We start from the raw sequence: 12,617 nt of genomic DNA, 5'->3' as shown, positions 1-12,617 counted from the left end.
ATTATTTACTCACAAACCGGCAGCTATTTTTCATTTATTTTTTACCTCCTATTGTTAAATACAGAACAAATTGAGATAAATACGTGTTGTATTAAGGAATAACATTATCCACATCTATGATAGACTTATTTGATCTGAGGGAGGAGTTTTTACAAAAAACGCTGAATGAGAGTGACGTTTTACTTAATCCCATGGATCAGTTTGAGTTATGGATGAACGAAGCTATCGAAGCAATGGTAAAAGAGCCGAATGCTATGAACTTGGCTACCGTAGGCACTGACTTGAGACCTACATCACGCATAGTTCTGCTTAAACAAATCAGAAGAGACGGATTTGTGTTCTTTACTAATTACGAGAGCAAGAAGGCTGAACAACTAACCGAAAATCCTAATTGTGCTTTGAATTTTGTCTGGCTCGAATTAGAAAGGCAGATAAGAATAGAAGGGCGAGCCGAAAAGATTCCGGGAGTTGAGTCCGATCTGTATTTCGAATCCCGTCCATCAAATAGCCGCTTAGGAGCATGGGCATCACCTCAAAGTAAGATTATACCGGATCGGAAATATCTGGAACATCTGCTGAATGATTTCAACCGGGAATTTGATGGCAAGGAAATACCCCGTCCCGATAACTGGGGTGGATATATTGTAAAGCCTATTTTGTTCGAATTTTGGCAGGGAAGAGCCAGCCGTTTACATGACCGGATTCAATACAAAAAAATAAACTCTGAATGGATTATTAACAGAATTGCACCATAAAATGTTATACAATGTGTGATTTTATATAACAAAGAGATGGTTTTACGTAATAAATAATATCTAATATGTTTTTTTACTTAAATTCTGTGAAAATTTGGAAAAGTGCAATAATTACCTTTTATTTGTGCAATAATAAACTTAAAAACTGCCTCGCCTATTGAACAACATTACTCTATAACAATAAGATATATAAGTAATGAATGCATTAAAAGTCATGACTGATGAACAGTTAGTCTTTGCTTATTCAGTTGGCAACAATCAAGCCTTTGACGAATTATTGAATCGCCACCGGAAAAACGTATATAATTATATATACTTTATCATTAAAAACCGGGAAATGGCAGAAGATGTCTTTCAGGACACCTTCGTCAAAGCGATCATCCACATCAAGCAAGGTAGCTATACCGAAAACGGGAAGTTCCGTGCCTGGATAATGCGTATAGCCCATAATTTAATTATAGACTATTTCCGTCTTGAAAGAAATGAAAACACCATTTCGAATGATGAGATGGAAGTCGATTTATTGAATAATGCCACCTTATGTGATAGCACTATCGAAGACAAAATAGTGCATACTCAAATATTGCAGGATGTAAAAAAACTGATCAAATATCTACCCGACTCTCAACGGGAAGTTCTGGAGATGAGATATTATCAGGATTTGAGCTTCAAAGAAATTGCCGACCAGGTAGGAATAAGCATTAATACTGCATTGGGCCGAATGAGGTATGCTATACTCAATATACGAAAGCTCGCCGAAGAAAACGGAATTGTATTGTATGTAAATTAAAAAAAGTCAATCTTTAAAATCGAATGATAGTTGGATAGCCTCGGGATGACCGGAGCTATCATTTTTTTTGATACTCAAGCCTAATAACCGAACTTTCTCCGTCATATCTATATTCTTGATTAACTCAATACCTGTATCTAAAAGGATTTGATAGTCTGTGACATTTCTCAATAAGGTCTTACTCCTTGTAATAGTTCTGAAACTTGCATATTTGACCTTTAATGTAATAGTTTTACCTTCAAATCCACTCTCGCTGATCCGTTCTATAACTTCGGCAGCAATATCCTCCAGCTCCGGGATAAATTCTTCCAAAGATCCAAGATCGGTTAAGAAAGTATTCTCGGCACCGACCGACTTACGGATTCTGTTAGGTTCCACAGGCCTTTCGTCTATTGCCCTTGCATTGAGGTAATAAACATGTCCGGCCTTACCGAATAGCCGTGTTAGTTCTTCTTCAGGCCGTTGTTTCAGATCCATTCCGTTCTTAATTCCAGCCTGATGCATTCTTTGTGCTGTAATCTTCCCGACGCCAAAAAACTGTTCAATAGGAAGGCTTTCCACAAAATTCTCAGCATCTTTCGGCTTAATGACAAATAATCCATTCGGCTTTTTATAATCCGAAGCGATCTTTGCCAGAAATTTATTATGGGCAACTCCGGCAGATGCTGTGAGTGAGGTTTCTTCCAAAATCCGTTGCTTTATCTCCTTTGCGATCTGAGTAGCATAAGGTATATTCTTATAATTATGAGTTACATCCAGAAAAGCTTCATCGAGAGACAAAGGCTCCACAAGATCAGTATATTCATGGAAGACCGACATTATCTGATCCGACACCGATTCATATACATCAAACCGGCTGTTAACAAAAATAAGGTGTGGGCATTTACTTAATGCAGTGGTCGATGGCATTGCAGACCTGACCCCATACTGACGGGCTTCGTAACTGGCGGAAGCTACAACCCCTCTGGCTCCTGCATAGCCGACAGCTACAGGCTTACCACGGAGGCTTTCGTCGTCTCTTTGCTCAATAGAAGCATAGAAAGCATCCATATCTACATGTATGATCTTCCGCATACTACAAAATTACAAAATATATATGACGATATATTTAAGGTCTCAGACCTTTTTATTGCTTTTGTAAGTAAGACAACAATAAGTAGTTATATCCCAAAATATATCATTAAATACTTTATTTCACTTATGTAGTATGTCCTTAACTATAATGTTTCATATCTGATGGTAAATATTTAATATCCAGGTGAGAATGATTATCAGAAATAAAAGTATCAGATATTTTTTACTGACGGGCCGTCTGATAAACCTGAAAAAAGATTCATAGCCGGTAAGCAAGTCTTTTATTAACCATATAAATGCAGCTATGACAGATAAGGTAAATGGTATACAGAGTATATTGTAGTATAAAGAATGTGTTATATTTCCGTGTATCAGGGCTATAGATGCACGCCCCATGCCACATCCGGGACAGGGAATACCGGTTATAAGTTTGAAAGGGCATACGGTCTTGTATTCGTGATTAAAAGAATAATCCATAAATAGCAAGATAGTATAACCGGCAATAATCGATACAATAGCTATTAAAGTATTATAAGGATATTGCCGGCTTTTTTTTATTAAGAAGTCAAAAGGATTATTAGTATTGCACGCCATTTATTATGTTTAAGAGCAAATTATAATTGTACTCTTTTGTTCTATCCTGAATAAGAAACCAATCGATTATCATCCAGACATAAAGACCACCGCATGACAAAAGCTTAATTACACCTAAAGCTGTGTCGCCCAACATAAAGCGATCGATACCAAGTACACCTACCACCAAAGAGATAATAAGCATCATCATCGGGTCTTTAAAATCAGCAGCCAATAACATACGATATTGCTCTTCGGTTAGTTTAGGCAGCTCATCCTTGATTTGCATAAGCTGGAAAGTTGCAAACTTTTTGCCATGTGTAGCCAAGAACATATCTATCTGAGCCTGACTAATCGTATTTTTCTGTGCTTCTGAGTATTCCATAAATGTGCTATTTTTAGTTTTTTTCCAAAAATATAACTTTTTCGGCAATCTACATATATAGTCAGCCTAAACATTTAGCTTTTCTTTTTACTTTATGAGATTTATATACAGAAGTAACCGCATCGAAATTGGCTAACAATGACAATTGGTAGTTGAAAAAGGTTCTTTTAAATAATACATCTTTTTTTTTCTGCGCGCAATCAGAGATTGCTTGCCCATTCTTTTGGCCTAAGCCCCAAAAGAAGGCAAAAACTCATTGGCGCTTCGAGCCTTCGCCTATCTGACAACGTTTGTAGCCGAAACTAAACAAAACTCGCCTTTTAGGGCTCAAACAAAGTTTAGTTTTAACGGCTACTTCACTGGTCAGATTACGGCTACACCTCTATATGCGCCTTTGCTGACGCCCGTCAGGTTTTGACATCGACGTAAAGCTCGGGGCACCCGTTGTGAGAAGAAAGCGTGAAAAGATAAAAGGACATCTACGATAAACGTTTTCTTTTATCTTAGCTTTCGAACACGTAACGGGTCGGGCTTGAAGGCACAGTCTTGATTTTTTGTTTCGTTTTGCATCAAGGCAAAATGAAAAACAAGCCCAATAGGCGCGTTAGTAAATAGTAGAAAAATTAAGAACCTTTATCAACTACTGATTCGTATTATTTATCTATACAGGAGAACGAAAAATTAAAAACGAAAAAAGTCATGAAAAAATATTTAAAAACAGTGTCACTTTTGTCACTTTATCAGGGTTAACCAACTGTTATATAGTCAATAGAGAAGGTGACAGATGCTACACAAGTGTCACCTATTTTGTAACCTTTGTTTAGTTATTGTCACCTTTCCATAAAAAGAATAACAGAAGAATGAATAACATAATTTTGAGGCATTTGCCCTATTTAGATACAAGAGGTAAGAGCTATATGCAAACATTTTTGTAATTTCGCAAACTGAATTTTAAATACGATTATGGAAATAGCAAGTAAGTACAACCCTATAGAAGTAGAAGACAAGTGGTATAAGTATTGGCTGGAAAATCGTTTTTTCCACTCCGAACCCGATAGCAGAGAGCCATTCACCATAGTTATACCTCCACCTAACGTCACCGGAGTGCTACATATGGGGCATATGCTGAACAATACTATTCAAGATATATTAGTTCGCAGAGCACGTATGATGGGCAAAAATGCCTGTTGGGTACCGGGTACCGACCATGCGTCGATTGCCACAGAAGCCAAAGTTGTAGCGAAGCTGGCAGCCGAAGGTATTGATAAAAAAGACTTATCAAGAGATGAGTTCCTTAAGCATGCATGGGAATGGACAGATAAGCATGGCGGCATTATTCTGGAACAGCTGAAAAAGCTGGGAGCATCGTGCGACTGGGATCGTACCAGTTTTACACTAGATGAAAAACGGTCGGAAAGTGTATTTAAAGTCTTTGTTGATCTTTACAGCAAAGGTTTAATATACAGAGGTGTGCGTATGGTAAACTGGGACCCGAAGGCTAAAACGGCGTTATCGGACGAAGAAGTTATCCATAAAGAAGAACACGGAAAACTATATTACCTGAAATATAAGGTAGTAGGCGAAGACGATTATGCTGTGATTGCGACTACACGTCCCGAAACTATCTTCGGAGATATTGCAGTTTGCATCAATCCGAATGACGATAAAACAGCCCGACTGAAAGGTAAACGTGTTATCGTTCCTATCGTTGGCCGCGAAGTTCCAATTATCGAAGACGATTATGTAGATATGGAGTTCGGGACAGGTTTTCTGAAAGTTACGCCTGCGCACGACGTTAATGACTACATGTTGGGAGAAAAATACAATCTCGAAACTATCGATATCTTTAACGATAACGGCACACTGAACCAGCACGGTTTGATGTATGAAGGCATGGATAGGTTCGATGTCCGCAAGAAAATTGAAAAAGACCTGGCAGACCAAGGTTTACTGGAAAAAGCCGAGCCTTATACCAATAAGGTTGGATACTCGGAACGTACTCATGTACCTATTGAGCCAAAACTGTCGATGCAATGGTTCCTGAAGATGGAGAAGCTGGCAGAACCTGCTCTTACTGCTGTTATGGATGATACTATCAGATTCTTTCCGGCTAAGTTTAAGAATACTTATAAGCACTGGATGGAAAATATCAAGGACTGGTGTATCAGCCGTCAGCTTTGGTGGGGACACCGTATTCCGGCGTATTATCTGCCTGAAGGAGGATACGTGGTTGCCGAAACTCCGGAACAAGCTCTTGAAGAGGCTAAACAGAAAACAGGAAATAACAACCTACAAATGTCGGATCTGAAACAAGATGAAGACTGTCTGGATACATGGTTCTCATCATGGTTATGGCCTATTTCGGTATTTGACGGAATTAATAATCCTGATAATGAAGAGATCAATTACTACTATCCGACAAATGATCTGGTAACGGCTCCTGAGATTATATTCTTCTGGGTTGCACGGATGATCATGGCGGGATATGAATACCGTAATCAACCTTGTTTCCGTAATGTATACTTTACAGGTATCGTTCGTGATAAGTTGGGTAGAAAAATGTCTAAATCTTTAGGTAACTCTCCCGATCCGATCGAGTTAATGGATAAATACGGAGCAGACGGTGTGCGTATGGGGATGTTATTAACCTCTCCTGCCGGAAATGATTTGCCTTTCGACGAATCGCTTTGCGAACAGGGACGTAACTTTAACAATAAGATATGGAATGCTTTCCGCCTGATAAAAGGATGGGAAGTGAGTGATTCTATAGAACAGCCCCAAGCAGCTAAAATAGCGTCGGAATGGTTCGGAAACGTTTTATCTAAAACGATTGAAGAGATTGATGATCTATTCGGTAAATACCGCCTATCTGAGGCTTTAATGCAGTTGTACAAACTCTTCTGGGACGAATTCTCTTCGTGGTACCTTGAGATGATCAAACCTGCATACCAGCAACCGATAGACAAAAAGACTTACGAGGCGGCTCTTGGATTCTTCGACTCATTATTGAGATTATTGCATCCATTTATGCCGTTTATTACGGAAGAATTGTGGCAGGCTTCGACTGAGCGAAAAGCAGGAGAAAGTATTATGGTTTCGGATATGCCGAAAGTAAAAGCATATGACACCGATTTTCTGTCTCAATTTGCAGAAGTAAAAGAGATTGTATCCGGAATAAGAACCATACGTTTACAAAAGAATATTCCTAATAAGGAGACTCTCGAACTCGAAGTATTGGGAGATTATGCTAAAGCATTCGATTCTGTAATCGTAAAAATGGGTAATCTGGCAGCAATCAGTCCTGTATCGGAGAAATCGGCTGGAGCAGTTACTTTTATGGTTGGTACATCCGAATTTGCTGTACCTCTCGGTAATAATATCGATGTAGAAGCTGAGTTAGCAAAGCTAGAAGCCGAACTGACATATCAACAAGGTTTCCTGAAGTCTGTTTCAAATAAGTTGAGCAACGAGAAATTTGTGGCTAATGCCAAGCCCGAAATCGTAGAAAACGAAAGAAAGAAGTTAGCCGATGCCGAAAGTAAAATCAAAACAATTGAAGAAACAATTCTGGCGTTGAAAAAATAAAGATATCCGGGAATAGAAAAAGGGCTGTAAAATCTTTACAGCCCTTTTTGATTATTTAAATTCAGAATAATCAGCTCAATAACTTTTTCACTGTTTCCGAGATGGCACGTCCGGCAGCAAGTCCGGCCAATTCTTTAGTTGCCACACCCATTACTTTTCCCATATCGGAAGGGCCTGCTGCTCCAACTTGAGCGATTATAGCTTTTAACTTGGCTTCCAGTTCCTCCGGGGTTAATTGTTTAGGTAAATATTGCTCTAAAACGGCAACCTCTGACAATTCTTTCTCAGCCAGATCAGGACGATCCTGAGAGACATATATATCAGCACTGTCTTTACGCTGCTTTACCATTTTTTGGATAATCTTGATAGCCACATCGTCATTGAGTTCTCCATGACCATCTTTTGATGTCTTAGCTTCTATAAACTCTTTCTTGGCACCACGCAATGCTTCAAGTCTTATTTTATCCTTAGCACGCATTGCGTCTTTTATATCTTCACTTACTTGGTCGAATAAGTTCATTGTCCTTTATTTTAAAGTTGGTTAATTAAATAAGTCTGTCGACTTTTTATTATCAGGCTTATAGTCGTTCGGATTAAAATCTTCCCCACGTTTAAATACAGGAGTATTCTCCAATGCCTCTACTATTTTATCGTCATCTAACTCTTCGGTAGAAAGGATTATTGGTTTCGGCGTAAAGAATGATCTTACATCCATCGTCTTGACTCCGTCTTTTCCATAGTGTTGTTCAATCATTACATTGATACGACGCTTTTCTTCCTCTTCTTTATAAAGACGTTCTTCTTCTTCACGTAGTTCTTCATCGGTTAATTCACGCAGATGGTCTTCGATACCCGGTATACTGGACATTCCAAAACCGGTTGCCAATAAAGTAATCTTCACTTTGTCTCCCAGGTCTTTCTCCGTAGCGGTACCCCAGATCACCTCTATTTCCGGACCGAAACGCTTCATAAAATCAGATACTGATTCCATTTCTTCGACAATCAGAGGATGATCTTCTCCCGAATAAATATTGAATAGTATCTTTTTAGCATCAAATACATCATTATTATTTAATAATGGTGAGTGCAGGGCATTCTTAATAGCTTCGTCAACACGGTATTCTCCTTCACCGCTACCGCTACTCATTATGGCTACACCTCCGTCTTTCAATATTGTTTTGACGTCGGCAAAGTCCAGATTGATATGTCCGTGAACGGTAATAATCTCGGCAATACCTTTTGCTGCAATAGCCAAAGTATCATCTGCTTTTGCAAATGCATTAGGAATCGTCAGATCCGAATATATATCGATCAATCGCTCGTTATTGATAACAAGTAATGCATCTACATTTTTAGCTATTTCTTCAACACCTTTCAGCGCTTGTATAATCTTCTTCCGTCCTTCGAAAACAAAGGGTATAGTGACTATTCCGACGGTAAGTATCCCCATATCCTTGGCAATACGCGCCACAACGGGTGCTGCTCCTGTACCGGTTCCACCTCCCATACCTGCGGTGATAAATACCATCTTGGTTCCATCGCCCAGTAATTCCTGTATATCAGGTAAACTTTCTTCGGCAGCCTGCTTGGCAACTTCCGGACGGTTACCTGCACCAAGACCTTCGGTAGTACGCCGCCCAAGCTGAACTTTTACTTCAACCGGAGCCTCATTTAAAGCTTGATTATCGGTATTGCAGAGAGCGAAAGACACATCGTGTATACCTTCGTTATACATATGATTTACAGCATTACCGCCACCACCGCCAACACCTATTACTTTGATGATTGTCTGCGTTTTACGCGGAAATTGAAAATCTAATATTTCGTCATTCATAAAATTATAGTATCTTCTGTTTATACAATCCGGAAAGACCTAAAGTATTAATCTTCATCCTTAAACATAGTTCCACCGAAGTTTTGGATTTTTCCGAAAAAGTCAAATAAGCCGGGTCCTTTCTTCTCTTTCTTCTTCTTATTCTTTTTCGGTCTTTCTTCGTATTCTTCATCCTCGTCGTCATCGTCATCCATCTCGGGTGCTTCCACTTTTTCCGGATGTTTTGAGACTGTAGGATCGGGAGCCGTCTCAACCGGTTGATTTATAATATCAACTTTAGGGGTTTCTTTTTTCTCACAGTTTTCGTTAGCAAACAACAGCAGTCCCAATGCTTGGGCATATGCCGGATTTTGCATCAAATCGGCGGCATTATTGATATACAAGCGCTTTGCCGCACCTTTCTTTACCGGCATCTGTAGTTTCTCTTCCAGAAACTCGGGTAATCCGGTCAGTTGCGAAGCTCCTCCGATTATCACGACACCTGCTTCGAGTTGTCCGAAATAACCTGATTCCTTTATTTGATTGATAAGGTTCAGTACGATTTCTTCTTCCCGTAGCTGAATCACCTTATTCAATTCTTTTACATCCACATCCGAGTTTGCAGAGGGTTGCTTGTTTTTGTCCTTACCTACTCTGCCATATTTTATTTTATACGATTCTGCGGCTGTATCTATAAATCCCAACTCCTTTACATCTTTAGATATAGTACGTCCTCCGAAAGGAATAACGACCATATAACGCAGTAACCCGCCTTTGTATATCGAAAGAGTAGTAGTTCCTGCTCCAAAATCGATCAAAGCACAACCGGCTTGTTTATCGGATTCGTCAAGCACCACTGCACCTGCAGCTACTGGGCCTACAATGTATCCGGCGATATCCAACTGATTTTTCTCTGTCAGACAACGGTTTAAATTGCTCTTAATATTAGGACGCCCTACAATCAACCGGTAACGGCCTTCGATAACCGAAGCCGTTTTATTGATTGGATCGGGATCGTATTGTCCATCTAAAAATATTTCGGGGGCAACTACACTATAATTGGTCAGAAACTCGGGTTTATTTTGTCTGGCTTGTTGCTCCATCTGATCAATTATTGCAAATGTAACATCCGATTCGCCTCCCAAGTCCCGTGTCATTGTATATTCTATCGCACGTAATGATTTTCCGGCAATCGAAACATACACTTTACCGATTTTTCGTCCCGATTTATTTTCAAGCAGATTGATCAGTTTTTTTATCTTTCCGGTAGCTTCATCAATATTATATACAACTCCGTGTTTCACACAATTATCGGACGGGATAGACTCCGACGCAAGAATAGATATAACCCCTTGCTCGTTTTTCCGCCCCATAAGACCAACAATCTTTGATGTTCCGAGGTCGATACCCACTATAAAACCCGTCTGTTCCATATTAATATCCTTTGTTTGTACAAAATCCTATTTCGAGATTCTCTCAAAAAAACGGAATATATTTGTACTGATTCTCTAATTCAACGTTTAGTACCGACAACTTGTTTGTCGTATTTTAAATTTAGTTTCGAATATCTGTTCCAACCTGTACTCGGTAGAGCCTCTGTATAGAAGGTTTTTAGTTTAGCTAGTTTCTCTTCATAGTTTTCGAGGCTTCCCATCAGGACTTCCTGATCTCCAATACGGGTTACGAGAGATATGTCGTTATCTGACCGTACAACAATTTGCTCGATCTGCGCATTCCAAAATGCGTTATCATACAAATATAATGCAAATTTATATAAATCAGTAGCAGCAAACTCTTCTTTTATATTTCCGGTAGCTAAGGGTAAATAGGCTGTATTACGGTTAGATAGGGGCATTACTTCTCCCTTTTTGTCCACATAATAACTATCGCCATTATTCGTAATGATACGAAGCACAGGTATACGCTCCTGTATTACTGCACGGATACCTCCATCGCTTGTAATAAATACACTGGCTGAACTGATAAGCTTGTTTGACAGGATTTCTTGTTGAATTGCATATGTATCCACTTCTTTCAGCTGCTTTCCATAAGGGTTAAGCCCCTTTTCATTGACATCCTTCTCTATATCAGAAGCATCTATAAACTTATCGTCACTGCCGTTATCAATTACCACTTCGAAATGGCTGCACACTTTTTCCTGCGGCTTTTTTTCAAAAAAGAATGCTGCAAAAATCAGGTATCCACCCAACAAACAAAGTCCTGTAATTATTAGAATCTTTTTTACCATCCGGTATTACTTTAACTTCTCTTCTAATATTTTCTTTATCGGTATCAACAATTGGTCTATATCTCCTGCACCAACAGTAAGAAGTACCTCGATATCTTTTTTATCACGAATTATATCTAATAACTGATCTTTCCTGCAAAGAGTTTTAGGACAAGTCACTTTATTGAATATAATGTCAGATGTAACTCCGTCGATAGGTTTTTCGCGTGCCGGATAAATATCCAAAAGGATCAGTTCATCCAGCAACGATAAACTACGCGCAAACTGATCGGCAAAATCACGTGTACGTGTATATAAATGCGGTTGGAAAACGCCCAGTACTTTTTTATCGGGATACAATTCTTTGACTGATGAAATACTTGCTGAAAGTTCATCCGGATGATGTGCATAATCATCTATCATCACCAAAGAACCGGTTTTCAGAAGAAAATCGAAACGGCGTTTTGCACCTTCAAACGTTCTCATTCCCAACCGGAGTTCTTCTTCAGTTGCTCCATTCAACCAGGCTAATGCCATAGAACCGATACCATTCTCTACATTGATTCTTACAGGTACCCCTAATTCGATATTCTTAATAACCGAATCGGGAGTAACAAAATCGAACCAGATAGTACCGTCACCGACTTTTATATTTTCTGCCCTGAAGTCTCCTTTGTCCTGTGAATATGTATATAACCGTACATTCTTTTGTAACTCTGGTAATAATTTGATATTATGTTTCACGACCAAAGCTCCCCCAGGTTGAATCAACGAAGTAAATTTCGCGAAACTTTTCAAGTATTCTTCTTCCGTTCCATATATATCAAGATGATCGGGATCTACCGATGTTATCAAAGCCATATAAGGATGCAGCCAGTGAAATGAACGATCATATTCATCAGCCTCTACTACTGTAAATTCACTTTTATCCGATAGCATCAAATTACTGTCATAATTTTTCAGTATTCCGCCTAAAAATGCATTACAGTCGAGATGCGAACCTTTCAGTATATGAGCCAACATACTAGATGTTGTAGTTTTGCCATGAGTTCCGGCACAACACAAAGCTTTGCTTGATTGTGTAATCAGCCCCAAAACCTGCGAACGTTTGTGTATATCGAATTTATTTTGACGGAAGTAGTTCAACTCGGTACTGTCATCGGGCATTGCAGGAGTGTAAACTATCAGTGTAGAAGTTTTGTCCTGAAACAGTTCGGGAATATTTGCCACTGCATCTGTATAATGTATCACTGCGCCTTCTTTTTCCAATTCTTTGGTTAAAGGGGTTTCAGTCCGGTCATATCCTGCCACAGATTTCCCTTTCGACATGAAGTAACGGGCCAAGTTACTCATGCCTATTCCTCCTATTCCCAAAAAATATACCGACTTGATATTTTCCATCTCAATCTTAGATG

11 protein-coding genes are annotated in these 12,617 nt (G+C 39.2%); 3 read left to right on the top strand and 8 right to left on the bottom strand.

The genetic code is table 11. The features are described from left to right. The first annotated feature begins 116 nt into the window (after nt 1-116). Nucleotides 117-755 carry a pyridoxamine 5'-phosphate oxidase gene (gene pdxH, locus BUC12_RS02630; RefSeq protein ID WP_062175609.1) on the top strand — a complete coding sequence of 213 codons (639 nt, stop codon included), beginning with the start codon at nt 117-119 and terminating at the stop codon, nt 753-755. A gap of 196 nt (nt 756-951) precedes the next feature. Beyond that, entirely contained in the window at nt 952-1,545 is a 594-nt protein-coding gene (locus tag BUC12_RS02625; protein ID WP_062175608.1) for an RNA polymerase sigma factor, read from the top strand. Nucleotides 1,546-1,551: 6 nt separating this feature from the next. On the opposite strand, the gene dinB is transcribed toward BUC12_RS02625, so the two are convergent. The 3 genes from dinB to BUC12_RS02610 form a co-directional block, all read right to left on the bottom strand. Next, entirely contained in the window at nt 1,552-2,619 is a 1,068-nt protein-coding gene (dinB, locus tag BUC12_RS02620; protein ID WP_070808522.1) for a DNA polymerase IV, read from the bottom strand. Between the two features lie 153 nt (nt 2,620-2,772). Beyond that, nucleotides 2,773-3,213 (bottom strand): DUF2752 domain-containing protein, encoded by a 441-nt coding sequence (locus tag BUC12_RS02615; RefSeq protein ID WP_062175607.1) that lies wholly within the window; start codon nt 3,211-3,213, stop codon nt 2,773-2,775. Continuing rightward, nucleotides 3,197-3,577, bottom strand: a complete 381-nt coding sequence (locus BUC12_RS02610) for a TM2 domain-containing protein (RefSeq protein WP_062175606.1) — start codon at nt 3,575-3,577, stop codon at nt 3,197-3,199. Before BUC12_RS02610 ends, BUC12_RS02615 begins: the two co-directional genes overlap by 17 nt. 963 nt (nt 3,578-4,540) lie before the next feature. Between BUC12_RS02610 and BUC12_RS02605 the strand changes: the two genes are divergently transcribed. Continuing rightward, the gene (locus BUC12_RS02605) at nt 4,541-7,162 is read left to right on the top strand and encodes a valine--tRNA ligase (RefSeq protein ID WP_062175605.1); all 2,622 of its coding nucleotides are present in this window, start codon (nt 4,541-4,543) and stop codon (nt 7,160-7,162) included. A gap of 70 nt (nt 7,163-7,232) precedes the next feature. Here BUC12_RS02605 and BUC12_RS02600 read toward each other — a convergent pair whose 3' ends face one another. From BUC12_RS02600 to murC, 5 genes are all read right to left on the bottom strand, one after another. Next, nucleotides 7,233-7,682, bottom strand: a complete 450-nt coding sequence (locus BUC12_RS02600) for a GatB/YqeY domain-containing protein (protein ID WP_062175604.1) — start codon at nt 7,680-7,682, stop codon at nt 7,233-7,235. 21 nt (nt 7,683-7,703) lie between these two features. Beyond that, entirely contained in the window at nt 7,704-8,996 is a 1,293-nt protein-coding gene (ftsZ, locus tag BUC12_RS02595; protein ID WP_062175603.1) for a cell division protein FtsZ, read from the bottom strand. A 47-nt stretch (nt 8,997-9,043) separates the two neighbouring features. Next, nucleotides 9,044-10,408 (bottom strand): cell division protein FtsA, encoded by a 1,365-nt coding sequence (ftsA, locus tag BUC12_RS02590; RefSeq protein ID WP_062175602.1) that lies wholly within the window; start codon nt 10,406-10,408, stop codon nt 9,044-9,046. Nucleotides 10,409-10,488: 80 nt separating this feature from the next. Next, complete coding sequence (locus BUC12_RS02585) at nt 10,489-11,223, bottom strand: cell division protein FtsQ/DivIB (RefSeq protein ID WP_062175601.1); 735 nt, start codon at nt 11,221-11,223, stop codon at nt 10,489-10,491. A 6-nt stretch (nt 11,224-11,229) separates the two neighbouring features. Next, a complete protein-coding gene (murC, locus tag BUC12_RS02580) occupies nt 11,230-12,609 on the bottom strand; it encodes a UDP-N-acetylmuramate--L-alanine ligase (RefSeq protein WP_175552598.1) in 1,380 nt (459 codons plus the stop codon). Nucleotides 12,610-12,617: the final 8 nt, after the last annotated feature.

It is taken from the genome of Indolivaga macrotermitis, from assembly GCF_900128985.1.
GTDB classification, from domain to species: Bacteria; Bacteroidota; Bacteroidia; order Bacteroidales; family Dysgonomonadaceae; genus Dysgonomonas_A; species Dysgonomonas_A macrotermitis.
Note: the sequence above shows the minus strand (reverse complement) of the source record. Positions and strands in the feature narration are given on the sequence as shown.

Bases quoted from the DNA above. Each gene is read 5' to 3' on its own strand.
- pdxH (WP_062175609.1), top strand. From the start codon at position 117: ATGATAGACTTATTTGATCTGAGGGAGGAGTTTTTACAAAAAACGCTG.
- BUC12_RS02625 (WP_062175608.1), top strand. From the start codon at position 952: ATGAATGCATTAAAAGTCATGACTGATGAACAGTTAGTCTTTGCTTAT.
- dinB (WP_070808522.1), bottom strand. From the start codon at position 2,619: ATGCGGAAGATCATACATGTAGATATGGATGCTTTCTATGCTTCTATT.
- BUC12_RS02615 (WP_062175607.1), bottom strand. From the start codon at position 3,213: ATGGCGTGCAATACTAATAATCCTTTTGACTTCTTAATAAAAAAAAGC.
- BUC12_RS02610 (WP_062175606.1), bottom strand. From the start codon at position 3,577: ATGGAATACTCAGAAGCACAGAAAAATACGATTAGTCAGGCTCAGATA.
- BUC12_RS02605 (WP_062175605.1), top strand. From the start codon at position 4,541: ATGGAAATAGCAAGTAAGTACAACCCTATAGAAGTAGAAGACAAGTGG.
- BUC12_RS02600 (WP_062175604.1), bottom strand. From the start codon at position 7,682: ATGAACTTATTCGACCAAGTAAGTGAAGATATAAAAGACGCAATGCGT.
- ftsZ (WP_062175603.1), bottom strand. From the start codon at position 8,996: ATGAATGACGAAATATTAGATTTTCAATTTCCGCGTAAAACGCAGACA.
- ftsA (WP_062175602.1), bottom strand. From the start codon at position 10,408: ATGGAACAGACGGGTTTTATAGTGGGTATCGACCTCGGAACATCAAAG.
- BUC12_RS02585 (WP_062175601.1), bottom strand. From the start codon at position 11,223: ATGGTAAAAAAGATTCTAATAATTACAGGACTTTGTTTGTTGGGTGGA.